Annotated in this window: 29 protein-coding genes and 1 other RNA gene; 20 read left to right on the top strand and 10 right to left on the bottom strand. The window is 55.6% G+C overall.

The window, feature by feature from the left end; genetic code table 11:
• Positions 1-40 precede the first annotated feature (40 nt).
• The 3 genes from carA to ACT3RQ_RS07470 all read right to left on the bottom strand — a co-directional run bounded on the left by carA (position 41) and on the right by ACT3RQ_RS07470 (position 2,959).
• Entirely contained in the window at positions 41-1,186 is a 1,146-nt protein-coding gene (carA, locus tag ACT3RQ_RS07480; protein ID WP_172117790.1) for a glutamine-hydrolyzing carbamoyl-phosphate synthase small subunit, read from the bottom strand.
• A gap of 514 nt (positions 1,187-1,700) precedes the next feature.
• Positions 1,701-2,504 carry a 4-hydroxy-tetrahydrodipicolinate reductase gene (gene dapB / locus ACT3RQ_RS07475; protein WP_172117603.1) on the bottom strand — a complete coding sequence of 268 codons (804 nt, stop codon included), beginning with the start codon at positions 2,502-2,504 and terminating at the stop codon, positions 1,701-1,703.
• A gap of 170 nt (positions 2,505-2,674) precedes the next feature.
• Positions 2,675-2,959: a DUF2218 domain-containing protein gene (locus tag ACT3RQ_RS07470; RefSeq protein ID WP_087108719.1), complete on the bottom strand. Its 285-nt coding sequence runs from the start codon at positions 2,957-2,959 to the stop codon at positions 2,675-2,677.
• A 284-nt stretch (positions 2,960-3,243) separates the two neighbouring features.
• On the opposite strand from ACT3RQ_RS07470, the gene ACT3RQ_RS07465 reads away from it, so the two are divergent.
• The 3 genes from ACT3RQ_RS07465 to ACT3RQ_RS07455 are packed head-to-tail and all read left to right on the top strand — an operon-like array spanning position 3,244 to position 6,174.
• Complete coding sequence (locus ACT3RQ_RS07465) at positions 3,244-4,371, top strand: ABC transporter substrate-binding protein (RefSeq protein ID WP_193056523.1); 1,128 nt, start codon at positions 3,244-3,246, stop codon at positions 4,369-4,371.
• Positions 4,361-5,431, top strand: a complete 1,071-nt coding sequence (locus ACT3RQ_RS07460) for a FecCD family ABC transporter permease (RefSeq protein WP_444680239.1) — start codon at positions 4,361-4,363, stop codon at positions 5,429-5,431. The genes ACT3RQ_RS07465 and ACT3RQ_RS07460 overlap by 11 nt, the downstream gene beginning before the upstream one ends.
• On the top strand, positions 5,425-6,174 hold the full coding sequence (locus ACT3RQ_RS07455; RefSeq protein WP_087108725.1) for an ABC transporter ATP-binding protein: 750 nt from the start codon (positions 5,425-5,427) through the stop codon (positions 6,172-6,174). The genes ACT3RQ_RS07460 and ACT3RQ_RS07455 overlap by 7 nt, the downstream gene beginning before the upstream one ends.
• Here ACT3RQ_RS07455 and ACT3RQ_RS07450 read toward each other — a convergent pair.
• The 4 genes from ACT3RQ_RS07450 to grpE all read right to left on the bottom strand — a co-directional run bounded on the left by ACT3RQ_RS07450 (position 6,152) and on the right by grpE (position 11,103).
• A complete protein-coding gene (locus ACT3RQ_RS07450; RefSeq protein ID WP_444680238.1) occupies positions 6,152-7,051 on the bottom strand; it encodes a DMT family transporter in 900 nt (299 codons plus the stop codon). The genes ACT3RQ_RS07455 and ACT3RQ_RS07450 overlap by 23 nt on opposite strands.
• A 98-nt stretch (positions 7,052-7,149) precedes the next feature.
• A complete protein-coding gene (dnaJ, locus tag ACT3RQ_RS07445) occupies positions 7,150-8,301 on the bottom strand; it encodes a molecular chaperone DnaJ (RefSeq protein ID WP_192528395.1) in 1,152 nt (383 codons plus the stop codon).
• 111 nt (positions 8,302-8,412) lie between these two features.
• On the bottom strand, positions 8,413-10,344 hold the full coding sequence (gene dnaK, locus ACT3RQ_RS07440) for a molecular chaperone DnaK (RefSeq protein ID WP_192528396.1): 1,932 nt from the start codon (positions 10,342-10,344) through the stop codon (positions 8,413-8,415).
• A gap of 129 nt (positions 10,345-10,473) precedes the next feature.
• Positions 10,474-11,103 carry a nucleotide exchange factor GrpE gene (gene grpE / locus ACT3RQ_RS07435; RefSeq protein WP_087108733.1) on the bottom strand — a complete coding sequence of 210 codons (630 nt, stop codon included), beginning with the start codon at positions 11,101-11,103 and terminating at the stop codon, positions 10,474-10,476.
• 223 nt (positions 11,104-11,326) lie between these two features.
• Here grpE and recN point away from each other — a divergent pair, with 223 nt between their 5' ends.
• Complete coding sequence (gene recN / locus ACT3RQ_RS07430; protein ID WP_444680237.1) at positions 11,327-13,000, top strand: DNA repair protein RecN; 1,674 nt, start codon at positions 11,327-11,329, stop codon at positions 12,998-13,000.
• A gap of 120 nt (positions 13,001-13,120) precedes the next feature.
• On the opposite strand, the gene fur is transcribed toward recN, so the two are convergent.
• The gene (gene fur, locus ACT3RQ_RS07425; protein ID WP_172117611.1) at positions 13,121-13,573 is read right to left on the bottom strand and encodes a ferric iron uptake transcriptional regulator; all 453 of its coding nucleotides are present in this window, start codon (positions 13,571-13,573) and stop codon (positions 13,121-13,123) included.
• Between the two features lie 72 nt (positions 13,574-13,645).
• On the opposite strand from fur, the gene ACT3RQ_RS07420 reads away from it, so the two are divergent.
• The gene (locus ACT3RQ_RS07420) at positions 13,646-14,116 is read left to right on the top strand and encodes an outer membrane protein assembly factor BamE (protein ID WP_441678207.1); all 471 of its coding nucleotides are present in this window, start codon (positions 13,646-13,648) and stop codon (positions 14,114-14,116) included.
• Positions 14,117-14,121: 5 nt separating this feature from the next.
• Here ACT3RQ_RS07420 and ACT3RQ_RS07415 read toward each other — a convergent pair whose 3' ends face one another.
• Entirely contained in the window at positions 14,122-14,433 is a 312-nt protein-coding gene (locus ACT3RQ_RS07415) for an RnfH family protein (RefSeq protein WP_444680236.1), read from the bottom strand.
• Complete coding sequence (locus ACT3RQ_RS07410) at positions 14,423-14,857, bottom strand: type II toxin-antitoxin system RatA family toxin (protein WP_087108740.1); 435 nt, start codon at positions 14,855-14,857, stop codon at positions 14,423-14,425. Before ACT3RQ_RS07410 ends, ACT3RQ_RS07415 begins: the two co-directional genes overlap by 11 nt.
• 126 nt (positions 14,858-14,983) lie before the next feature.
• Here ACT3RQ_RS07410 and smpB point away from each other — a divergent pair, with 126 nt between their 5' ends.
• The 15 genes from smpB (at position 14,984) to ACT3RQ_RS07335 (ending at position 23,463) form a co-directional block, all read left to right on the top strand.
• Positions 14,984-15,475, top strand: a complete 492-nt coding sequence (gene smpB / locus ACT3RQ_RS07405) for an SsrA-binding protein SmpB (RefSeq protein WP_087108742.1) — start codon at positions 14,984-14,986, stop codon at positions 15,473-15,475.
• A gap of 45 nt (positions 15,476-15,520) precedes the next feature.
• Positions 15,521-15,899, top strand: a transfer-messenger RNA (tmRNA) gene (gene ssrA / locus ACT3RQ_RS07400).
• Positions 15,900-16,065: 166 nt separating this feature from the next.
• Positions 16,066-17,295 (top strand): tyrosine-type recombinase/integrase, encoded by a 1,230-nt coding sequence (locus tag ACT3RQ_RS07395; RefSeq protein WP_444680235.1) that lies wholly within the window; start codon positions 16,066-16,068, stop codon positions 17,293-17,295.
• Positions 17,292-17,819 (top strand): hypothetical protein, encoded by a 528-nt coding sequence (locus tag ACT3RQ_RS07390; protein ID WP_172419681.1) that lies wholly within the window; start codon positions 17,292-17,294, stop codon positions 17,817-17,819. Before ACT3RQ_RS07395 ends, ACT3RQ_RS07390 begins: the two co-directional genes overlap by 4 nt.
• 88 nt (positions 17,820-17,907) lie before the next feature.
• On the top strand, positions 17,908-18,132 hold the full coding sequence (locus tag ACT3RQ_RS07385; RefSeq protein WP_444680234.1) for a helix-turn-helix transcriptional regulator: 225 nt from the start codon (positions 17,908-17,910) through the stop codon (positions 18,130-18,132).
• Positions 18,133-18,401: 269 nt separating this feature from the next.
• On the top strand, positions 18,402-18,629 hold the full coding sequence (locus tag ACT3RQ_RS07380; protein WP_444680233.1) for a hypothetical protein: 228 nt from the start codon (positions 18,402-18,404) through the stop codon (positions 18,627-18,629).
• Positions 18,626-18,856: a hypothetical protein gene (locus ACT3RQ_RS07375; protein WP_444680232.1), complete on the top strand. Its 231-nt coding sequence runs from the start codon at positions 18,626-18,628 to the stop codon at positions 18,854-18,856. Before ACT3RQ_RS07380 ends, ACT3RQ_RS07375 begins: the two co-directional genes overlap by 4 nt.
• Positions 18,841-19,356 (top strand): CHC2 zinc finger domain-containing protein, encoded by a 516-nt coding sequence (locus tag ACT3RQ_RS07370; protein ID WP_444680231.1) that lies wholly within the window; start codon positions 18,841-18,843, stop codon positions 19,354-19,356. The genes ACT3RQ_RS07375 and ACT3RQ_RS07370 overlap by 16 nt, the downstream gene beginning before the upstream one ends.
• Positions 19,340-21,184: a DUF927 domain-containing protein gene (locus tag ACT3RQ_RS07365; protein ID WP_444680230.1), complete on the top strand. Its 1,845-nt coding sequence runs from the start codon at positions 19,340-19,342 to the stop codon at positions 21,182-21,184. The genes ACT3RQ_RS07370 and ACT3RQ_RS07365 overlap by 17 nt, the downstream gene beginning before the upstream one ends.
• Positions 21,181-21,570 (top strand): hypothetical protein, encoded by a 390-nt coding sequence (locus ACT3RQ_RS07360; protein WP_444680229.1) that lies wholly within the window; start codon positions 21,181-21,183, stop codon positions 21,568-21,570. Before ACT3RQ_RS07365 ends, ACT3RQ_RS07360 begins: the two co-directional genes overlap by 4 nt.
• A gap of 34 nt (positions 21,571-21,604) precedes the next feature.
• Positions 21,605-22,369, top strand: coding sequence for a hypothetical protein (locus tag ACT3RQ_RS07355; RefSeq protein ID WP_444680228.1), 765 nt, complete (start codon positions 21,605-21,607; stop codon positions 22,367-22,369).
• Entirely contained in the window at positions 22,356-22,772 is a 417-nt protein-coding gene (locus ACT3RQ_RS07350) for a DUF5681 domain-containing protein (RefSeq protein WP_444680227.1), read from the top strand. The genes ACT3RQ_RS07355 and ACT3RQ_RS07350 overlap by 14 nt, the downstream gene beginning before the upstream one ends.
• Positions 22,756-23,010, top strand: a complete 255-nt coding sequence (locus ACT3RQ_RS07345) for a hypothetical protein (RefSeq protein ID WP_444680226.1) — start codon at positions 22,756-22,758, stop codon at positions 23,008-23,010. The genes ACT3RQ_RS07350 and ACT3RQ_RS07345 overlap by 17 nt, the downstream gene beginning before the upstream one ends.
• Positions 23,007-23,189 (top strand): hypothetical protein, encoded by a 183-nt coding sequence (locus ACT3RQ_RS07340; protein WP_444680225.1) that lies wholly within the window; start codon positions 23,007-23,009, stop codon positions 23,187-23,189. The genes ACT3RQ_RS07345 and ACT3RQ_RS07340 overlap by 4 nt, the downstream gene beginning before the upstream one ends.
• Entirely contained in the window at positions 23,182-23,463 is a 282-nt protein-coding gene (locus ACT3RQ_RS07335) for a hypothetical protein (protein ID WP_444680224.1), read from the top strand. The genes ACT3RQ_RS07340 and ACT3RQ_RS07335 overlap by 8 nt, the downstream gene beginning before the upstream one ends.
• Positions 23,464-23,889: the final 426 nt, after the last annotated feature.

Here is a 23,889-nt window from a genome sequence, read left to right as displayed (position 1 = left end):
AGCGACAAAAGCGGCATACAGTGATGAAGCAGAGCCTGCGTTAGCGGCGTGCCTGCATCATCGTGATGAAGCGATCAAACAGCGGCGCTACATCACGCGGGCCGGGGCTGGCTTCCGGGTGACCCTGAAAACTAAATGCGGGTCGGTCGGTGCGCTCAATACCCTGCAGCGTGCCGTCGAACAGCGAACGATGGGTGGCGCGCAAATTGGCCGGAAGGCTCGTTTCATCGGCGGCAAAACCATGGTTCTGACTGGTGATCATCACAGCGCCCGTGTCCAAATCCTGAACCGGGTGGTTAGCACCGTGGTGACCATGGTTCATTTTGACGGTTTTGGCACCCGAGGCGAGCGCGAGCAACTGGTGGCCCAGGCAAATACCGAATACCGGCGTGTCCGTTTCGAGTACGTCCTGAATGGCTTTGATGGCGTAATCGCAGGGTTCGGGGTCACCTGGGCCGTTGGCCAGGAACACACCGTCCGGATTCATCGCCAGCACGTCAGCGGCGGGTGTTTGCGCGGGCACCACCGTCAGGCGGCAGCCGCGGGCAGCCAGCATGCGCAGAATGTTGAATTTCACGCCGTAATCAAACGCCACAACATGGTAAGGGCGCTCGCCTTTCGTTGCATCCGCATAGCCTTCGCCCAGCGTCCACTCACCCTCTGTCCACTCATAAGCCTCTTTGCAGGAGACTTCTTTGGCCAGGTCCATACCTTTCAAACCAGGAAAGGCGTTGGCGGCCGCCAACGCGCGCTCAACAGCGTCATCACCCTGCGCGTCCTCGCCTGCCAAAATCGCACCGTTCTGGGCACCTTTATCGCGCAAAATACGCGTCAGGCGGCGGGTATCAATATCAGCGATACCCACAACGTTTTGGCTTGCCAGGTAGTCAGACAGCGTTTGCTCAGAGCGGAAACTGCTGGCCATCAGGGGCAAGTCGCGGATAACCAAACCGGCGGCGGCAATAGAAGCTGACTCAATGTCTTCAGCGTTAATGCCGGTATTGCCGATATGGGGATAAGTGAGCGTTACGATTTGGCGGGTATAGGAGGGGTCAGTCAGGATTTCTTGATAGCCGGTCATGGCTGTATTGAACACTACCTCACCGCTTGTTAATCCGTCCGCGCCAATGGCGATTCCATGAAACACGCTGCCGTCTTCCAGGGCCAAAATCGCAGGTTTGCTCAATGCGGGGTTATTCAAGTCAAGGTCCTCCCATGCTGGTGGGAGCCTGTGGGCGCAGGCTCAGCGATGCTGGTTGAAAGCATCCGCAGGACACCCTCACCAGAATCGAGATTAATGTTTGAAGTCTGGTTTTTTTAAACCCGGTGTTGAAACCCAGCTACCAAAACTTCAGTATCAAATGCTTAAAACTCGGGTCGTAAAAAAGCGGGACGAAGCCGATAAAGAAAAAATCGGTTTCATCCCGCTTGTTGTTCTGGGCATCTCAGGTCTGTGATCAGGCCTATATGCCAAAGGCAATACAGACGCTGTAGCTAATTTCGCTGTCACTAAATTCGCACTAACGAACCTGAGCAGGCAGTGGGCTGACCAACGCAACAAGCGCGCCGTCTGTTTTTCATGGGCCACCCGGCCAAAATTTATGGAATGTTACAGCATATTCTGGCCTTTGACTACCCATAAAAACCCGCAACGCGTGGTGCGCTTCTAAAGCGGGCCAAGATCGATGCGATGCTTCTCACTAAAGCCCTAACACATCCTGCATGTCGTAACGGCCATGCTTTTGGCCTGCGACCCAGCGCGCCGCGCGTACAGCGCCTTTGGCAAACGTCATGCGGCTGGAAGCCTTGTGGGTAATTTCGATGCGCTCGCCTTCGGTGGCGAACATCACCGTGTGCTCGCCGACGATATCGCCCGCACGTACAGTGGCAAAGCCAATCTCTTTATCGGTACGCGGACCACACTGGCCTACTCGCTCAAACACGCCGTGCTCTTTTAAGGTACGTCCGAGGCTATCGGCCACCACTTCGCCCATTTTAATCGCAGTGCCGGAGGGCGCATCCACCTTGTGGCGGTGATGCGACTCGATAATCTCGATATCGTAGCCTTCATCGCCCAGCGCTTTAGCAGCGGTTTCCAGAAGCTTGAGCGTGAGATTAACCCCAACGCTCATATTAGGCGCGAACACCATCGCCACTTTATCGCGGTAGCTATCCAGCTGGGCGAGCTCATCATCGCTCATGCCCGTGGTGCCAATCACCATGCACTTATCGTGCTTGGCACAAAATGCCAGATTCGCCAGCGTTACCTGAGGCGCGGTAAAGTCGATCAGCACATCGAAGTCGTTAACGATTGCATCAAGGGAGTCGACTGCGCTAACACCGCGCTTGCCCACGCCCGCTAACTCACCAATATCCGCACCTGCCAACGAGCTGCCTGGCTCGACAATTCCACCGGCGAGCGTCGCGCCAGCATCCTGTTCAATAGCGCTTACCAGCGTACGGCCCATTCGGCCAGCCACGCCTACAATGGCAACTCGGGTCATGCGAACTCCTGCATTTTGCGATCAATTACGTCGAATCAAACTGAATAGTAACCAAGCGGTGATTATAACAGACGCTTCAAGCAGTGCTGTGCTTGTGTTTCAGGCGGCCTGACTTTCCTTGCCGCTGGTTTTCAACGCTCTAGCATCTAAAGGCATGTCTTCTAAAAGCGTCAGTTTTGCCAAACGACAATCAGTTCCTCGTCTTTCGCCATGCGCACAAGGTGATTTTCCACCACGCCTTCCAACTGATCCAGATGCTCCTCTTCCAGGGCTTCGATAGACACCAGCAACTTGTCAGCTTCTGCGTGCAACAAGCAGGTGCCTTTGTCAGGAAATACAATCCTGCCCTCCTGCTGGCTGTGCTCAACCTCCAACTTATGCGCCCAGTGCTTGCAAAGCCGGTTAATGATGCGCTCGCCTGATGCAGTCGCAATTTCAGCACGTGATAAAGGCATAGTATTCTCCACTGGATAAAGGGTGTTACCTCTAGCTTATGGGTAACAGGGATAGCCGCCAAACAGTTAAATGCCTTGATAGCGCAACAGCGTGTTCAGCACCGTCTGAAAAATGTTCTTACCGTAACAGATGTCATCTCGACAGCTACATCGGATTCCATGATAATGCATCACTATGAGAATGCGAATTATACCCAAAAACTTCATATTCGATGCTATGCGCTGACACCAGCTCCAGCTTGGCGCACTGACAACCGACCCACCCACAAGTGATCAATACGCTTATGACGTCCTCTCTTTTAAAAACGCTGATAGGTACGGCAGCGGTTGTGAGCTGCACTACGGCAGCGGCAGACCCTGTTACCGTTACCGATGTTACCGGCCGTGAAGTCACACTGGAGGCGCCCGCTGAGCGTGTTATCCTGGGTGAGGGTCGTCAGATCTACTTGCTCGGCCTACTGGAGCCTGAAGCCCCGTTTGCGCATATCGTCGGCTGGCGCGAAGATTTTTTCCAAGCAGACCCTGATAACTACGCCCGCTACGCGGAACGCTTTCCTGAAATTGAAGCTCTGCCAACGTTTGGCGGCTTTAAAGACGGCACCTTCGACGTTGAGCAGGCCGCCTCGCTTAACCCTGACGTGGTCTTTATGAACCTTGAGGCCAAAGCCGCCACCGAAGATGCCGCCTATGATGACAAACTTGCTCAATTGGGCATTCCGATCATCTACGTCGATTTTCGTGAAGACCCCATCGAGCACACCATCCCCTCCATGCGCATCATGGGCCAGGTCATGAACGACGAAGCGGCGGCTGAGGAGTTTATTGACTTCGCTGAGGCGCAGCTGGCGCGGGTGACCGATGTCATTAACGAAGCGAACCCCGAGCGCCCCAGCGTCTTTATCGACCGCGCGGGCGGCTACTCGGATGAGTGCTGCATGAGCTTTGGGCCCGGTAACTTCGGCGAGTATGTGACACTGGCAGGCGGCATCAATATTGCCGACGGCATCATTCCCGGCAGTTTCGGCACGTTAAATCCTGAGCAGATCATTGCTGCAAACCCTGATCACGTTGTTGTGACCGGCGGTAACTGGGACGCCTACGTACCCGGCGGTGCCTGGGTAGGTGTAGGGCCCGGCTCTGGTATGCAAGCCGCTCACGCCAAGCTTGAAGCGCTGACCTCGCGTACCGCCATGACCGGCATCCAGGCGGTGGAAGATGGTAACTTTCACGCTATTTGGCACCAGTTTTACAACAGCCCCTACTACTTCGTAGCCATTCAGCAGCTCGCCAAATGGCTGCACCCAGCACTGTTTGAAGACTTAGACCCTGAAGCCACCCTGCAAGAGCTTCACGACCGCTTCTTGCCTATTGATTACGAGCCGGGTTACTGGGTATCGCTCCATGACGACTGAGACTATCGCCGCCGACAGCTACTCACAGGGGCGCGCCTTCTACCGCACTCAGGTATTCCGCCGCCAGATGATTCTTCTGGCGCTGGTGGTGGCGCTGTTATTTAGTCTCTGCGTTGATTTGGCACTGGGGCCAGCCCGCTATAGCCTGGGCGAAGTAGTCTCCGCTCTGCTGACACCCCAAAGCGTCAGCCAGCAGGCACGTGTCATTCTCTGGGAAATCCGCATGCCGGTGGCGCTGATGGCCCTGGTGGTGGGCGCCAGCCTTTCGGTAGCCGGCGCGCAGATGCAAACCATTCTAAGCAACCCGCTGGCCAGCCCCTTTACGCTGGGCATTTCCGCTGGGGCAAGCTTTGGCGCCGCCCTTGGGCTAGCCTTCGGCGTGGCGATTGTGCCCACTGCCATTGAGTTCGTGGTGCCGCTTAACGCCTTTATCATGGCCATGTTCACCGCGTTTCTCATCCACGCGCTGAGCCTTAAACGCGGCGTGACGGTGGAAACCATCGTACTGCTCGGCATCGCCATGGTGTTCATCTTCAACTCACTAATGGCGCTGATCCAGTTTTTTGCAAGCCAGGAAGCCGTCTCGGCAGTGGTGTTCTGGACCATGGGCAGCTTAACCAAAGCGACATGGCCCAAATTCTGGATTGCGCTGGGCATTCTTGCCGCCGTTATGCCGCTGCTTGCCCGTCACGGCTGGGCGCTAACCGCCATGCGTCTGGGCGATGCCAAGGCCGAAAGCATGGGCGTTAACCCGCGTGCGCTGCGTTTGGAAGTGCTGGTGCTGGTATCGCTGCTTGCCGCAGTGGCCGTGGCGTTTGTGGGCACTATCGGTTTTATCGGCCTGGTGGGGCCGCATATTGCGCGCATCCTGCTCGGTGAAGACCAACGCTTCTTCCTGCCCGGCTCCGCGCTTTGCGGTGCGCTGATTCTTTCGGTGGGCTCAGTGATTTCCAAGATCATTATTCCAGGCACGATTATTCCCATCGGTATTATTACATCGCTGGTGGGCATTCCCTTCTTCCTGTTTCTGGTGCTCAACCACAAGAAGGCTTCATGGTAACCCTACAGCTAACCCGTGTTTCGGCCCGTTACGGACGCCGCTCTATTCTGGAAGATATCACGACACCCTGCTTTCAAGGCGGTCAAGTGGTCGCCCTGCTAGGGCCTAACGCTGCCGGGAAATCGACGCTTTTCAGGCGTATTCTAGGCTTGCTGAAAGGCGAAGGTGACGTCGCTATACGCCATACGAGCGCCGAGCGCCCGGTGGCCTATATGCCTCAGGACACGGGCGCCAAAGCGGTGTTGACGGTTTATGAGTCGGTGCTGCTCGCACGCATGCAAGGGCGCAGCCTGAAAGTGCAGCCAGAGGATCTGGCCCAGGTGGACCGGGCACTTGAAGAGCTTAATATTACGGCACTTGGCGAGCGTGACATTGGCGATTTAAGCGGCGGCCAACGCCAGTTGGTCAGCGCGGCGCAGGCACTGGTACAAGAGCCCGAGATTCTGATGCTGGATGAACCTACTTCGGCGCTGGACCTTAACCGCCAGATCAACCTGCTAACGGTCTTACGCCGCTTGGCAGATGAACGCCAAATGCTGATTCTGGTGGCGCTTCACGACCTGGGCCATGCGCTGCGCTTTACCGATGCTTCCATGGTGCTTGAAAACGGTCGCCTGATCGCATGCGGCCCCACAGAAGAGGTCATTACCCCTGAGCTTTTGCGCCAGGTGTACAAGGTGGCGGCACGTATCGAGCCGTGCTCGAAAGGCCGCCCCCAGCTTATCGTCGAAGAAGCTGTCTAAACCGCCGCCCTTCCAGGGCGGCGAGCGCCACCCCACTGAGCATCAAGGGAAGCGCCAGCAAGAAATTACTCGATACCGGAATACCGAACAACACCCAGTCGGCCGCTACTGGCCAAATCAGCGCAATGTACTCAAACGGTGCAAGCCGCGATGCCTCGGCATAGCGAAGCGCCAGCGTCATGGCAATATGCGCCGCGCCACCAAACAGCCCCGAGAGCACCAACAGCCAAAGGGCCTTTGTATCCAGCGCCGCCCACCCCAACGGCAGCGTGGCCAGCCCCGCAAGCGCAGACACCAAAATAAAGTAAAAGGCGATAGAAGCCGCCGTTTCAGTACGTGAAATGCGCCTAACGGTAAGCAACGCCCCCGCCGTTAAAAGTGCGCTTAGCGCGCCCAACACATAGCCGGTCATCTGGCCACTTTCAGAACTAGCATTAAGGCCAGGCAGCACCAGCACCGCCATACCGGCAAGCGCCAACAAAATGGCCCCAGCGCGATAAAACGAGAACCGCTCACCCAGCAATAACACCCCGCCCACCGCCATAAACACCGGCGTTAGCTGAGCCAACAGCGTTGCCTCGGCAACGGGCAGCAGTGCGACCGCCGCAAACGAGGCAAACATTGCCGCCGCCCCCAACCCTGAACGCAACGCATGGCCCAACGGACGACGCGTCGCCAGCCCTCCCGGGAATTCCCGACGAATCATCAGAAAAACCATAATCGGCAACAGCGCAAACAACGAGCGGAAAAACACCGACTGCCCCACCGGCACTTCATCACTCACCGCTTTAATACATACCAGCATGCCGGTAAACAGCAGACCGGAAAGGATTCTGAGCCAAATGCCCAACGTGGGTTTGTCCTGCAAGCTATCCATTACGCTTTATGTTCCTTAAACGTCAAAAACCCCCGGCCTGGGCCGAGGGTCTGCGGAACCTAACATTGTACAATTACGTTAGGGCAGTCACACCAAAATCAGGGCTTCATCTCTTCAAAGAACTTCTTCACGCTGTCGAAGAAGCCGGTTTTCTTGGGTGAGTGGCTATTGCTGCCTTCCAGGCTTTCCTGGAATTTACGCAGCAAATCGCGCTGCTCTTCACCCAGGTTGACCGGGGTTTCGATAACGACTTTGCAGAGCAGGTCGCCCGGCGCACCACCGCGTACTGGTTTGACACCTTTACCGCGCAGACGGAAGAGTTTGCCGGTTTGCGTCTCCGGTGGAATCTTCAGCTTCACACGGCCATCCAGCGTGGGTACTTCAAGCTCGCCACCCAGCGCTGCATCAACAAAGTTGATCGGTACGTCGCAGTGCAGGTTTTTACCATCGCGCTGGAAGATATGGTGCGCTTTGATAGAAACCTGAACGTAAAGATCGCCCGCTGGACCACCATTAACGCCGCTTTCGCCTTCGCCGTTCAGACGAATGCGATCACCGGTATCAACACCCGGCGGAATCTTCACAGAGAGCGTACGCGTTTCACGCACACGGCCTTCGCCGTTACATTTGTGGCACGGCACTTTGATGTGCTGGCCGCTACCGTGACAGGTTGGGCAGGTTTGCTGTACCGCGAAAAAGCCCTGCTGCATACGCACTTGGCCGTGGCCATGACACGTGGGGCAGGTTTCCTTGGAAGAGCCTGGCTCAGCGCCGTCGCCATCACAGCGGTCACACTCAATGTGGCGTGGCACGCGGATGTCGACAGTGGTACCAGCTACCGCACTCTCAAGGTCCAACTCCAGGTTGTAGCGAAGGTCGGAGCCACGTGCGGGCGCGTTAGGACCACGACGGCGGCCGCCGCCCCCGCCACCGAAAATATCACCAAACACATCGCCGAAGATGTCGCTAAAGTCACCCGCGCCACCGCCACCGAAACCGCCGCCGCCAAAGCCACCGCCTTGGCCATCAACACCGGCATGACCAAACTGGTCGTACGCCGCACGTTTTTCGCCATCGCTAAGCACTTCGTAAGCTTCTGACACTTCGCGGAATTTTTCCGAGGCAGTATCATCGTCCGGGTTTCGATCAGGGTGGAATTTTTGCGCCAGGCGGCGGTAGGCCTTTTTGATCTCTTTCTGATCGGCCCCTTTATCGACACCCAGGACTTCGTAATAATCGCGTTTGGACATGGGTCCTACGCCTCCTGGTTAACTATGCTCTTGATTAGGCGTCTTGACCGCGGAAACAGCAACGCGGGAGTCTCCTCCCGCGTTACCTTCTTCCTTGGTAGAAAGAGGATGTTACGACTGCTTTTTATCGTCGTTGACTTCTTCGTACTCGGCGTCAACCACGTCATCTTCCTGCTTGGTGCTAGCATCTTCAGCACCTTCACCCGCCTGCTGAGCAGCTTCCGCCTGTTCGGCGTACATCTTCTGCGCCAGCTGACCAGACGCTTCGGTCAGTGCATCCAGTTTCTTCTGGATGTTGTCCGTGTCGTCAGTCTTGACGGCTTCTTCCAGCTCGCTGATGGCGGTTTCGATAGCCTGTTTCTCATCATCCGTCGCTTTGTCGCCCGCTTCTTGCACGGTTTTGCGCGTTGCGTGGATCATGCCATCGGCTTGGTTACGCAGCTGTACCAACGCTTCGAATTTTTTATCTTCGTCAGCGTGGGCTTCAGCGTCGCGTACCATTTGATCGATCTCTTCATCCGTCAGACCGCTGGACGCTTTAATGACAATCGACTGCTCTTTACCGGTCGCTTTGTCTTTGGCAGAAACGTTCAGAATACCGTTGGCGTCCAGGTCAAACGCCACTTCGATCTGCGGAACACCGCGCGGCGCAGGCGGAATATCAGACAAGTCGAAACGACCGAGCGACTTGTTCTGAGTCACTTGCTTACGCTCACCTTGAACGACGTGAATGGTCACGGCCGTCTGGTTGTCATCCGCCGTGGAGAAGGTTTGCGTCTTCTTCGTCGGGATGGTGGTGTTCTTGTCGATTAACGGCGTCATCACGCCACCCATCGTTTCGATACCCAGAGTCAGCGGGGTAACGTCCAGCAGCAGTACGTCTTTCACGTCGCCGCCCAGAACGCCACCTTGAATCGCTGCACCTACGGCAACCGCTTCGTCAGGGTTAACGTCTTTACGCGCTTCTTTACCGAAGAAATCAGCGGCTTTCTTCTGCACCATCGGCATACGTGTCTGGCCACCGACCAGGATCACTTCGTCGATTTCAGACGCAGACAGACCCGCATCTTTCAGCGCCATTTTGCAGGGCTCAAGTGAACGCTGAACCAGCTCTTCTACCAGCGATTCCAGCTTGGCACGAGTCACCTTAACGTTAAGGTGTTTCGGGCCAGTGTTGTCAGCCGTGATATAGGGCAGGTTAACGTCGGTCTGCTGGGCGCTTGAAAGTTCAATTTTGGCTTTTTCAGCGGCTTCTTTCAGACGCTGCATGGCCAGGTTGTCACCCGACAGATCAATACCGCTGTCAGACTTGAACTGGTCAACCAGGTAGTTGATCAGCGCCAAGTCGAAATCTTCGCCGCCCAGGAAGGTGTCGCCGTTGGTGGCGAGTACTTCAAACTGGGTTTCGCCTTCAACGTCGGCAATTTCGATGATCGAGATATCGAACGTACCGCCACCCAAGTCATAAACGGCGATGGTTTTGTCACCGCGTGACTTGTCCATACCGTAGGCGAGTGCTGCTGCGGTCGGCTCGTTGATAATACGCTTAACGTCCAGCCCCGCGATGCGGCCTGCATCCTTAGTGGCCTGACGCTGGCTGTCGTTGAAGTAAGCCGGTACGGTGATGACCGCTTCCGTTACCGCTTCGCCGAGGTAATCTTCGGCGGTTTTCTTCATTTTCTTCAGCACTTCCGCACTTACTTGCGGCGGCGCCATTTTTTTACCTTTTACTTCTACCCACGCATCGCCGTTGTCAGCTTCAGCGATTTTGTAGGGCACCATCTTGATGTCTTTCTGAACAACGTCGTCTTTAAAGCGACGGCCGATCAGACGCTTGATGGCGTAAAGCGTGTTTTCCGGGTTGGTAACGGCTTGGCGCTTGGCGGCCTGGCCTACCAGAGTTTCGCCGTCATCGGTGTAAGCGATGATCGAAGGCGTGGTACGGCCACCTTCAGCATTCTCGATAACTTTAGCACTGTCGCCATCAAGTACTGCCACACAAGAGTTGGTAGTACCCAGGTCAATACCAATAATGCGTCCCATAGCAAAAACCTCGAATTCAGTTGTATCAATACTTAAAACGTGTGCGGGATTTCCCGCGTGGTTGGCCTTTATCTGGGGGCCGCCAGTGACTTTTCAAGGGTTTTTTTACACTTTGCGTCACTAATCGGCTTAATTTGCCTTCTGACTGACCACAACCATCGCTGGGCGAACCAAACGCCCATTGAGCAGGTAACCTTTCTGCATCACTTCCATTACGGTATTGGGTTCAAGCTCGGGGTTCGGCACCATCGCCATGGCTTCGTGCACTTGGGGGTCAAAGGGCTCGCCTTGGGGCTCAATGCTTTCAACACCAAATTTATTGAGCACCCCCAGCTGCATATTGAGCGTCATGGAAACGCCCTCGCGGTGCGCCTCAGAGGCGCCGTCCTGCATGGATTCAAGCGCTTTTTCCAGACTATCCACCACAGGCAGCAGCTCTTTTACAAATTTTTCCAAGGCAAACTTACGTGCCTTGTCCGCTTCCTGCTCGGCACGGCGGCGAACATTCTGAGCTTCAGCGGCGGCGCGCAACGCCTGGTCCTTGGCTTCTGCCAGGTTTTGCTCCAGCTCATTTACCTGAGCGGCGAGTACGTCGGCCTCGGGGTCGGCGAAGCTGCCTTCAAGCGGCGCTTCGTCGTTAATCAGGCCTTCCAGCTCCCCATCAATCAAGCGCTCTTCAGACTCCTGGTCCCTCATATCGGCTTCCCGCTCTTGGCGAGCGAGTTCGTCATCTAATGGAGTTTGCGGTTCTTTTGCCATGCCATGCTCCTCAAAAGGGGTTCGGGCTTTGTCTGCCCAACACTGCTCATAAAAAATAATCAATAAATCAGTTTTAAAACAGCCCTAAACACGTATAGAGGCTATATGGGGGCCATAAAAGCCATCTCAAGAGGAGCATTGAAGTCAGTTATCGACTACTGTATAAAACAACATTTATTGGATAAGTATCCAGCTTCTGTGTCGCACCGCCTCAGGAGGCATCATGCTTACTCAGCTAGCGATTCAAGATTACGCGATTGTCGACCGCCTTGAGCTTGACCTGACCCACGGCATGACGGCCATCACGGGGGAAACAGGTGCAGGCAAATCCATTCTTCTAGGCGCGCTGGGCCTGTGCCTTGGTGAGCGTGCCGATGCTGGCAGCGTGCGCCACGGCTGCGAGCGCACCGACCTATCAGCGCGTTTCGACATTCAACACCTGCCCGCCGCCGTCGAATGGCTCACAGCCCGCGAGCTCCCCACCGACGAATGCCTGCTGCGCCGTGTAGTGACCGCCAGTGGGCGTTCAAAAGCGTGGATTAACGGCCAGCCAGCGACCATCACGGACTTAAAATCGCTTGGCGAGCAGCTCATTCAAATTCATGGCCAGCATGCTCATCAAGCGTTAATGCGTGAAGAGGTGCACCTGGCCCTGCTGGATGATTATGCCGGGCTACGGGAGGCTCGCCAGCAACTGGCAGAAACCTTCCACGAATGGCGCAATGCGCGACGACGGCTTAAAAAGCTCAGTGAAGAAGGTAGTGAAGTAGAAGCCAAGCGCCAACTGCTGCGCTACCAGGTTGAAGAGCTGGACCAGCTTGGCCTGGGTGAAGGCGAACTACAGACGCTTGAAGAGGAGCAACTGACCCTTGCGCATGCCGAAGAGACACTGCGTGAAACCCAGTTGGCTGCCGACTGCTGCGCCAGCGATGACGGCGGCGCGCTGTCGCTTCTTAATCAAGCTTATGCACACTTAAGCGCCCTGCCGGGCAGCGATAAGGGCACGCTTGCCAATACGCTCGCCATGCTCAGCGATGCGCGCATTCAGGTGGAAGAGGCCTCAAGCGAGTTGCAGCGCTTTGCCAGCAGCACCGAGCTCGACCCAGAGCGCCTGATGTGGGTGGAAGAGCGCTTGACCGATATACACCGCATTGCGCGCAAGCATCATGTCGCGCCTGAAGAAATATGCGCCCTGCATAGCGCGCTTCAACGTGAAGTGGCACAGCTCGAAACCAGCGATGAAGACCTTGAAGCGCTGAGCGGTCAGGTCGCCGAGTACCGTGAGCGCTACCGCAGCGAAGCCAAGAAAATCAGCGATACCCGTCAAAAAGCTGCTCTACGGCTGGGTAAAGAAGTTCAGCAGCAGCTGGCCTTTCTGGCCATGGGGAAGGCACGCTTTGAAGTGGCCGTTGCTTCGCGTGAAACACCCACGCCTGAAGGGCTGGATAGCGTACAGTTTTTAATCAGCGCTAACCCAGGCCAGCCTGCTCGCCCGCTCGCCAAAGTTGCCTCTGGGGGTGAGCTTTCGCGTATCAGCCTGGCGATTCAGGTGGTGGCCGCCTCGCATTCGACGATCCCAAGCCTGGTGTTTGACGAAGTGGATGTGGGTATTTCAGGCGCCACGGCGGAAATTGTCGGCCAGTTATTGCGCAAGTTAGGACAGAACGGCCAGGTAATGACCGTGACGCACCTGCCCCAGGTGGCCGCACAGGCGCATCAGCACCTGCATATTGAAAAGCGTGCCAAGCGAGATTCTACGCGTACCTATATGGCCTTGCTGGACGAGCGGGGGCGCATCAGCGAGCTTGCGCGCATGCTGGGCGGGGTCACGCTCTCTGACCAAACACTGGCTCATGCCCAGGAAATGCTGCATGCCAGCCAGCGCCCGCCTCATTAAGAGCTTTCTCACATCACTATCTAATTAACGGCTACCACGCAAAATACCCCCATGCTGCTCCCTGTAACAAGGAGCGGCATGAGGGTTTGCATCACGGCCAAAACAGGTTTGCGGGAAACCCTATTTTTTGTTGATCGGCACGTTAACCTGGCGCGTTACGTCCGACCCGCGAGGGCGCACGTAAAGTACCAGAGCGTGATCGACAAGCTCGTAGCCGTGCTCTTCTGCAATTTCTTGCTGGCGTCGTTCAATGATGTCATCAAGAAACTCGATGATTTCACCACTTTCCAAACACACCATATGGTCGTGATGGTCTTCTTGCGTCATCTCAAAGACTGCGTGGCCACCGTCAAAATTATGACGAATTACCAAACCTGCTGATTCAAATTGCGTCAGCACGCGGTAAACGGTTGCCAAGCCAACATCCTCGCCCGCATCAATCAGTGTTTTATACACTTCTTCTGCGCTAAGGTGGTGTTGACCCGAAGCATTTTCGAGAATCTGAAGGATCTTGACGCGCGGCAGGGTCACTTTCAGCCCGGCTTTGCGCAGTTCATGGTTCTGATCGGCCATGGTTGCTCTTCGCAGTAACAGGTTAGGTCGGGTATGATCGACCGAAACCACGATAGTGAAGAACAGGTCCAAATGCAAAAATTGACTCGCATCATTACGCTTTCCGTTGCCCTTACTGTTGTAAGTGGCTGTAGTTACGTCGGTGTTTACAAACGTGACATCCCACAAGGCAACCTGGTAACCGAAGAAATGGTTAGCCAGCTTCAGCCGGGCATGACGCAGGAGCAGGTCACCTACGTTATGGGCCGCCCTTTGTTGGAAGCCCCGTTTGATTCAAGCCAGTGGGATTACGTCTATCGATTGGACGAAGCGTACGGTGGCGTTGTACAGCGACGCGTCACACTTACTTTTGACCCGATGGGCCGCTTAGCCAACGTTCAGCAGCAGGGCGATTTTTCCACCGATCTTCCGCTAAGCACCGACTCCAGTCTGGGGCCTGCCGTTGAAGGCGCTGACCCGCTGAATACGCTTCCCCAAGAGAATATAAGCACGCAAACACCGGAGACAGCACCCGCACCTCAGCCCGTATTGCGCGCTGAGTAACAACGTTACTGGCCGCTTGCTTGGCGTTTGGCACGTTCCAGGCGGGCGGCTTTAGGGTCGATCTCAAGCGGGCGATATACTTCGACACGATCACCGGTGCGCAATGTTTGCGTCTCGGGGTTGCGTAGCGCTTTGCCAAAAATACCCAGCGGCGCCTTGTTGAACGTGTCTTCGGGCAATTCCGGAAACAGTTGAGGCAGGTTAGCAAGCGCTACCGCCTGCCGGGCAGTGGTGCCCTCAGGTACTTCCAGCGCCACTAGGCGCTGTTTGGCAGGCAATGCAAAGGCGACCTCTACCTGAAGGCGATCACCGCCCATACAGCTCGTCAGCGCGCTTAGTGAAAGCGTCTACCAATTGACCGGCTATTTGCTGGAACAATCGACCAAAGGCCATGCTGAGCAGGCGACTGGCAAACTCAAACTCCATTTCCAGACTCACCTTGCAAGCATCATCTCCCATCGGAGTGAACCGCCAGTGGCCTTTCAAGCGCTTAAATGGCCCTTTTACCAGCGACATCTCGATTTGCTCGGGGGCAAACAGGTCGTTACGTGTAGTGATCGTTTGCTCTATCCCCGCACGGCCCAGCGTCATTTCCCCAATTAAATGGGTAGCGTCACGCTCTACCAGACGCGCCTGACGACAGCCTGGTAAAAACTCGGGATAGTGTTCGAAATCGTTGACCAGATCGAACATTTGCTGGGGGGTGTGCCGCACCAGGGCGGAACGATTGACGGTTGGCATTGACCTCTCCGCTGACTTCACAGTGCCCAAAGCGTATCATGGGAAACATTTATTCAGACCTTGAATGGTATCACGCCTCCCCATATAACGAAGGGGGTGCCACCGACAGATTATAGATGAGGTTTCATGGCCACTAAGAAAGGTAACAGCAAGGGCCCCGGCAGCAGCGTTATTGCCCAGAACAAGAAGGCAAGATTCGAATACCATATCGATGAGACCTTTGAAGCGGGTTTGGCACTCGCCGGCTGGGAAGTCAAAAGCCTGCGAGCGGGTAAAGCTCAGCTTACCGACACCTACATTCTGGTGCGTAACGGCGAGGCCTTCCTGCTTGGCAGCCACATCATGCCGCTTAATACAGCAAGCACTCATGAAATTGCCGACCCTACGCGCACGCGCAAACTACTGCTGCATCGTAAAGAAATCGCCAAAATCTTTTCGATTACCCAAGACAAGGGCCACACCTGCGTACCGCTCAAGCTCTATTGGAAACGCAATAAAGTGAAGTGCGAATTGGCGTTGGTGACCGGTAAACAGCTACATGACAAGCGGGCGACAGAAAAAGATCGTGACTGGAGCCGTCAAAAAGGACGAATTATGCGGGAACATAACAAGGCTTAACTGGTCAATCAGGTGTGAGCACGTTAGAATGCTCATCTGAAAGAAGGGGGCGACATGGTTTCGACGCCGGTGACAACCCTTGCGGTGCATGCCGAGAGCGTGATGTATCTCGTAAATCCCACATCACGAAAAAATAGTCGCAAATGACGAAAACTACGCTCAAGGCGCGCTAGCAGCTTAAACTGTTAGCTTCTTGTCTGGCCCCAAGGTGATGTGCCTATTCATCATTGAGGGGATACGAGCTAAAGCTGATAGGACCGCGTTTGGTGGTGTCTTCTCGCCAAGCGTTAAACTTTAGAAGGCTCGCGTTGCTGAATCCTGATCGTCGGAGTCAGTGGCGTTAAAACAAATGACGGAATCTAAGCATGTAGAGCCAATAGGCGCGTGCTGGCGGACGCGGGTTCAATTCCCGCCGCCTCCACCACCTACCTAAATTCAGATGCTCCCACATAGGTCTGAATGATCAGAAAAGCCCGCCCAGTGCGGGTTTTTTTTGTGCCTGTATGCTTTCCAATATACCCATACAGCATTGCGCACCGTGTATCCCTGCGTGTATCCTTTTCGATATAGTGAACCGGAGGGATACAAGAATGAAACGCTCCCAGATTAAGCGCCGCCCGCTGGCTGACACGGTATTGGCGACACTGGAACCCGAGACAAAAGAGTACCGGGAGAAAGACGACAATAATGGGCTGCACTTTCGCGTAAAGCCTAACGGCTCCAAGTCGTGGCAGCTTCGCTATAAGAAGCCAGACGGCAAATGGTCGTGGATTGGCTTAGGCGGCTATCCAGAAACCAGCGGTAGCTTGGCACGCAAGAAAGCCGACCAGCTTAGAGCAGACGCGGCCAATGGAGAAAACCCCATCGTCGCCAAGCGGACAAGGGAAGTCGAAGCCCTAGAGGCTGCTAACAGCACGTTTGAAGCACTGGCGAGGGAGTGGCACACCAACAAGCGCCAAAACTGGACAGACGGCACCTCTACCCGCGTCATTGGCTCGCTGCAAAAGCATGTGTTTCCCAAGTTCGGCAAGCGCTCTTTCACTGACATAACACCCATGGAATGGTTGGAGTTCCTGCGCGACTTGGAAAAGACAGGGATCATTGAGCAGACCAGCCGCATACGCGCTATCTGCCGTGAAGTGTACGACTTGGCACTAGTGAGTGGCCGCATCGAGTACAACCCGCTTGAGAGCCTGCATAAGCACCTGACCACGCGCCGAGCCACCAACTATTCCCACGTTAGCCAAGACGAGCTGCCCGCCCTACTACGCGCCATTGGCTCTTACCCTCACGCTGAGGATGTACGTCTTGGCCTATTCCTGCTTTCGCGCCTAGCGGTACGCCCTTCAGAGTTGCGAGCGGCACGCTGGGAAGAGTTCGACCTAGACAGGGCACTATGGACGATACCCGCCGAGCGAATGAAGCGCCGCCGTGAGCATACTGTTCCCCTACCCAAGCAGGCCATTGAAGCCCTGAAAAGCCTTCACCAGTTGACCGGATACCAGCCCCTGCTTTTCCCCGGTCGCAGTGACAAGACAGCACCCCGCTCCAACACGGTGTTCATCATGGCTCTACGCCGCCTTGGCTATGAGGGACGCCAGACCGGGCACGGCTTCCGGCATATCGCTAGCACGATCCTGAATGAGTACGGCTATAACGCTGACCACATCGAGGCCCAACTATCACACGTTAAAGACGGTGTGGCAGGCGTCTATAACAAGGCGCAATACATCGAACAGCGCCGCCACATGATGCAGTGGTACGCCGATCACCTGGACAACTTGCAGCGTGGAAACGTGGTGGAGATGAAGCGGGCATGACAGAAAGTAATTGGTGGGCAAGCACACCGGGATGGGCCACCCGGCTCCCAACCCGCTTATCAGATACTTGGCGCTGGTTTGAAGCAGTGTGGTCTTACGATTATGGAGACCCGAGACAGCTTACTGAGCTGGTTCGGAGCGAGCCTATACCACCGGAATACACCAACGCGGTTGCAACAATAATTGCAGGTGAACGCTTACCTAATCGCAAGGCAGTAGCTAAAGCTAAAATACCTGCTAAAGAACGAGCGGAAACCGCTGTGTTAGTTTCAGTATGTCTTGGCATCCGCGATGAGGTGAAATATCGAGCATTCGATCCTGACCTAGACCCCGACAGGGAGCATGGAGTCGGCGCAGCGGCTGTAGCAAGTAGTATCGAACCAATAGAGCTGATGCGTAATGCTGACGAGCTTGGAAGAGAGTGTATTCAGATCGCTGCCGATGCATGGGGAGTAAGTACCGAAACTATTGAAAACCTAATACGCGAAGCCAAAACCAGACTAGCCGCTTGGCCTACTGTGTAGAACAACGGGCTTTGTACTACACGGGCAGTTTTTGGCGAACAATTGATATGTGAATAATTAGGTATGTACCCACGACGAGTGCATACCTATGAATATCGAAGCCCTACCCCAAGACCAAAAGCTAATCACCAAGCCCAATCTATGCCGCGCTATGGATATGACCCGTAGCGGCATCGACAAGTTGCTGAAGAATGACTCCAGCTTTCCCCGCCCTCTGAAGTTCAGTGATAGCCAGCAAGCACAATGCTACTTCCCTATTGCCGAGGTTAACGCCTGGCTAGATGCCAAGCTGGCCGAGCGAGGTGCAGCATAATGACCTTGCAACGCTCACCAATGCCGTTATATGCTTCAAGGGCTGGCGCAAAATCGTCAGCCGGGTTTAGCGGCCCGAATACTTCTAGGCGCACTAGCGCCCCCATTGACGGCGCTTTTTTAGTGCCCGTCAGTTATGGCGGCTGTGCGTGGGACACCTTCGGGTGTGCCGGTTTCCTAGAGTGCCGGTCCGCTAACCTGCGTACAGTCGCCCCCATTAGTTGTTTAGCGGCAACCGGGGACGACTCCACAACTCTAGGAGTCACACCCATGAAGCTATTCCCTACCCGCAATCCGTCTGCACGCGCCGCCGCCCACCGGGCAATGGCTAAATCTGCGCTGTTTTCAGACTCAAGCGCCGCCGTCCGGCTCAAGCGCTACAACCACCATATCGAAAAAGCCCGCGCCCTAGAGGCCGAGCAAGCCCATATCCGTCGCAGCCGTCCGATGAAGGCTTACGACACCTTACGCGCTGAAAACGCGGAGGTGAGCCAATGACACCCCAAGACCAAAACTACCTGCTGAAAGCCGCCATTACTGGTGACATTCGCCAAATGCAACAGGCGTCCAAAATCCTCGCAGGCGTGGCGATGCTGCTTAACGACCATGATCTTGATGGTTTGAAGCGTGAAGCTCTTATTGAAGCGCTGTGGTTATTGTCCAGCAGTCTTGATGATCGCTGCGACTGGCTTCAAGAGGAGGGGCTGCTATGCATCGAGCAATAAAAACGCCCGACCGAGGCCGAGCGCAAAATAATACTGTTCAAGCCAATAATAGCATCCGCGCTGACGTTCACGCCATGTTGAATCGACTCGACAAGGTAAAAGAAAACGGGCCGGGCCGCTGGCTGGCATGTTGTCCTGCACACCAAGACCGCTCGCCTAGTCTGGCGGTGCGTGAAACCTCAGACGGCACGATCCTGATGAAGTGCTTTGCAGGATGCCCGACCGGGGACGTGCTAGCCGCCATTGGCTTGGAGCTTAAAGACCTATTCCCTCAGCGCGACAACGACGCATACACCACCAGCAAGCGCCCTGGTGAACGCTGGGTTCCCCGTGACGTACTGGCAGCGGTGGCGCGTGAAGCCCTGATTACACTGTTAGCGGCTGAGGCCGTGCATAGTGGGACGCTGTTATCTGATGACGACCGCAACCGCCTAGCGGTGGCTGCTGGCCGTCTGAGGACTGCCGCAAGGGAGGTAGGGTGCTATGTCAAACACGGCTGAAACTTGCTGGCTAGATCAGAGAGTTGATGAGGTTTATAGCAACGCCTTGGAAAAACACGACGGAACTGACGGAACCGACGGAACCACCAGCAACTACGCGGCTTCCAGCGGTTCCGCCCCTAAAGATAAGCACGGAACCGACGGAACCTTTGAGCGACCATCATTTAGCGCCCATGATGAAAAATTCAGGTGTGACGGCAAGCTGTTAACACCTGGCGTGTGGTTTCACGGCGTCAAGGGTGAAGATACTTATGAGAAATTCGTATGTTCGCCCCTTCACGTGGAAGCGATTACCTCTAGCGACGATGCAGAGTTTGGAAGGCTAATCCGCTTTCGTAACAGTCTAGGCGCTTGGCGTGAGTGGGCGATGCCGATGCTTTTGCTAGCGGGATCGGGTGAAGCTATGCGCGGCGAGCTTCTTAATCTTGGTGTTGAGATCGACCCCGAAGCCTATCGCTTGCTCAACCGCTACCTTCAGAGCCAGCGCCCTGAAAGAAAGGTAATTGCAGCCACCTCTACAGGGTGGCATTCGGCCAAGGGTGATAGCTCAGCCTCGCTTTTCATTATGCCTAGGAAAAATATAGGCACCGGGGATGCCATTTTTCAGAGTGAAACTGCTAATGCTGACGACTTCCGGCAAGCGGGAACGCTTGAGGGGTGGAAGGCCGAGATTGGGAGCCGCTGCGCTAACAACCCGGTACTGATGCTGGCGGTGTGTTGTGCGCTCGCCGGGCCTTTGCTGCATCACCTACAGCGGCATGGCGGCGGCTTTCATCTTAAAGGCGATAGCTCTACCGGCAAGACGACGGCACTAGCGGCGGCGGCTTCAGTGTGGGGTGAACCTGAGCAGTTTGTACGTACTTGGCGGGCAACTGCTAACGGGCTGGAAGGGATCGCCAGCCAACGTAACGACACACTGCTAGCACTTGATGAAATTGGTGAGGCGCTTCCTAAAGAGATCGGTAACACCGTTTATTGCTTGGCTAATGGCACCGGGAAAGCGAGGGCGACACGCACAGGTGCCGCAAGGGCCACCAGAAGGTGGCGCGTCATGGTCTTGTCGTCTGGCGAGCTTAGCTTAAACCGTCACATGCAAGAGTCAGGGCAACGCGCTAGGGCTGGCCAAGAGATTCGCCTATTAGATGTTTCTGCCCGTCGGAAGCATGGCGCATGGGAAGAGCTTCACGGCTTGCCTGATGGCCGCGCCTTTTCGGATGCCTTGCAGAAGTCCGCTGCTACTCACTACGGGCATGTGGGGCCGCTGTTCGTAGAAAAGCTGATCGAATCCGGCGAAGCCGACAAGCTGCCGGAAATGTTAAGCGCTCTAGCTGGCAGGTTCCCATCCACTACCGGGCAAGAAGCCCGCGCCGCTGAAAGGTTCGCCATCGTAGCGCTTGCCGGGGAGTTAGCTGTCAGCTTTGGCATTCTCGACGTAGTAAGCGGCAACCCTACTGATGCCATGGTTAAGCTGTTCGACACCTGGCAGGAAGGCCGTGGTCGTGGGCAGTCTGAAGACACCAAGGTGCTTGAAAGCATTGGTGACTTCTTGGCTAGGCATGGTGACAGCATGTTCTCCGAACTTGGTGATACCAACACCACAATAAGGGATCGCGCCGGATGGTGGAGAAACAGCGGGCCTAGTCGCGTTTGGCTGTTCACTTCCGAAGGCTTGCGCCGCGCTGCCCCTGGCTATGAAGTCGCCCGAATAGCTGAAGCGCTTGAAGGTGCAGGCTGGCTTGCGGATCGCAGTCACAAAGAGCGTGCCAAAAAGGTGAAGGTTAATGGTCGCTCTATCTGGCTATACCACGTACAGGAGGCCGAATCATGAGCCTTATGGACATTATCAAGTCAGTGGCTGGTGACTCGGTTCCGTCGGTTCCGCCACCTATCCAACACACGGAACCGCTGAAAGCCCCGTCACAAGCGGCGGTTCCGTTGGTTCCGTCGGTTCCGCCCACTTGCAGCGAGGAAGTACCCGATTGGCTGGAGTGGATCGCTGAACGCTGCCTCCTGGTGCCGGAAGATCGCCGCCATGTGGCTACTGGCCTTCTACGCCTTCACCCACGAATGCAGCAACGCCTGGCTGAACGCTATGTAGAAGAGTGGCGCACTGCTGCCGACGATGAACCCACGTATCACAAGCGCGATAACGCTGGCCGACGTGCTGCCAACCTGATTATCACAAAGCTAAAAGGAGACCCCCTCCATGTTTGAAGCAACGACCAACCACAAAGAAAGGAACCACACCATGAACAAAAGCACTATCAATGCCGCCTATAACGGAAACAGCAAGATATTGGGCCTTTGGCGCACCAGCCATGACGGACTAGCGCTCCAGATCGCCAAGGCCGCCGCTAATGAGCTAAACGGCATTTGGGCACGGCAGGGAATGATTGGCAGTAACCCGCGCCTTAGCGATATGGCCAAAAAGGAAGACAGCGCGAAAACGTCAGCCCAGGCACTGCCGAAGCTGGCCGGAATGCGACGCCAGCTACAGGTCGAGTCGGACAAGTTGAGCGCTCGGGCCGCCAATTTAAAAGCCGTGACCCCATACCGTGATGGCGACCAATCAACCGTGGCGATTGACCTGGCCTTGGCGCAGCACCTGCAAAGCATGACTGCCAGCCAGCGCGCCGCCGCCTTGAGCCAAGTGGGTGATTTACGGCTACGCGATGCAGTATTGCGACTACCTACCGCTGTCACCGGAATCACTGCCGAGAAGTACGCCCAGCTTGAGCGCCAAGCTATTGAGCAAAACCATCCCCAAGAGGCCGTCGAGATCGAGGAGCTACGCCAAGCGCTTCACGATGCCGCTGAGGTGGTTGGGCAGGCTTGGGTAGAGGCGAGCGCAGGCGTTGAGCTTGATGACCGAGTGAAGGCGGCAGGCGACCCAGCTACTGCCGACGCCCTAGAACGAAATCTGACCGAAGCAGCAGCCGAGCGCATCCATGATCGTGTTTCCAAGGAGGAAGGCGAGGAGACCGAGGGAGAAAGCGACAATGAGCCGCGATAAGCAAGGCCGTTTTGCTAAAGGGGCGTCTGGTAATCCTAATGGTCGTCCAGCCAAGTCAGATGAACTACGCCGGCTATTAGAGGGTAGTGCTGACGCGGTAGCCAGCAAGGTGTTGGAGGCCGCTGCCGCTGGCGATATGGGTGCCGCTCGGTTGGTATTAGAACGCTGCGTTCCTACCCAACGCCCGGTTTACCCCGCTGTGATATTTGAGCTTGACCCAGACGCACCACTAGCGGATCAAGCGAGACAAATACTTGCCGCCGTCTCAAGGGGGGAGCTTCCCCCCGATCAAGGCCGCGCCCTGCTGGATGGAATAGCAAGCCTTACCAGAGTCGTGGAGCTGGACGAAATCGCCCGGCGTCTGGCTGAGTTAGAGGAGAGAAGCCATGAAGCCCCTGCTTAAACGTATCGAGGCGCTGGAGAAGGAAGCCACCACACGCGCCGTTATCTGGATAGACCCGCCCGAGAACGGCCTGGCTGGCTGGCAGATCGTCCCAATGTCCAAAGGCGGCAGCGTGGATATATGGCGGGAGGCGAACGAATCAGACGAAGCGCTAGAGGCTAGAGCGTCCGTCGTTGCCAACCGTCATAGAGGCGTAGTCGTTGCCTTCGGGATGGATGCTCAAGGGGGTACGCGATGAAGCGCACAGACAGCCGATTGGAGGCTTTGGAGCGGCGGACAATAGAGACCGGTAACAACGCCATTGTTGCTCAAATCAGCGCGATTATGGACGAGCTAAGTGCAAAAGCTGCCGGGGATGACTCGCCAAGGCCATCCGAGTCGCTTATTGATGTGCTTGAAGGGGATCGTAATGCCTAGCCCAATGATGAAGCGCCTGGAGGCTATAGAGCATCGCCTACGCCCAGATGAGGACATGCCGAGCTGCATACGCATTGCCCGAGTGGATTCTGAAGGCAACCCGGCCCCCATCTTGGGGTGGCGTGAAAGCTCCACTAGAGAGCCTATCGAAGTATTCCGGCAGGCCAACGAAAGCGACGACGATCTAGCAGACCGTGCCTTGGCTGCCATGCAAGCGCGTCCGGGGAGAGACCCTAGAAGCGTTGTTGTCATGGTGCAGATCACAGACGACTAGCCTGCATACAGGTGTAAAACAGGAACCGAAGCCTTGGCTAACGCTGGGGCTTTTTTCATGTGATCCTGAGTCACTTCTAGCCGTGGTCAAGCTGACCACCCGAGACGGTCGCACTGACCTTCCCGGCGATATCCGATAATTGGATAACGCTAATGGGCTTGGAACCTAGCCGATTGCACAGGCACTAACAGAGTAGTTTAAAGCTACTCTCAAATCCCCCTGGTGCCGGGTATTACAAAAGTTTCGTAGAACCCAGCTTCCCGCGCTTCCCACGGCTTAAAAAAGGGCTGTGACTATGGCAATTCGATTCCCACTTTATCCACCGAATCACCGTTAAAAATGCTCCAGCAGCATCCAGCTTGTATCCCCTGATGTATCCCTATAAAAGACAGCAGCATAAAGACCAATCAAAACAGTAATATAAAA

The organism is Halomonas sp. AOP43-D1-4, from assembly GCF_052446175.1.
Lineage (GTDB): Bacteria > Pseudomonadota > Gammaproteobacteria > Pseudomonadales > Halomonadaceae > Vreelandella > Vreelandella citrativorans.
This window is presented reverse-complemented; position numbering and strand designations above follow the sequence as displayed.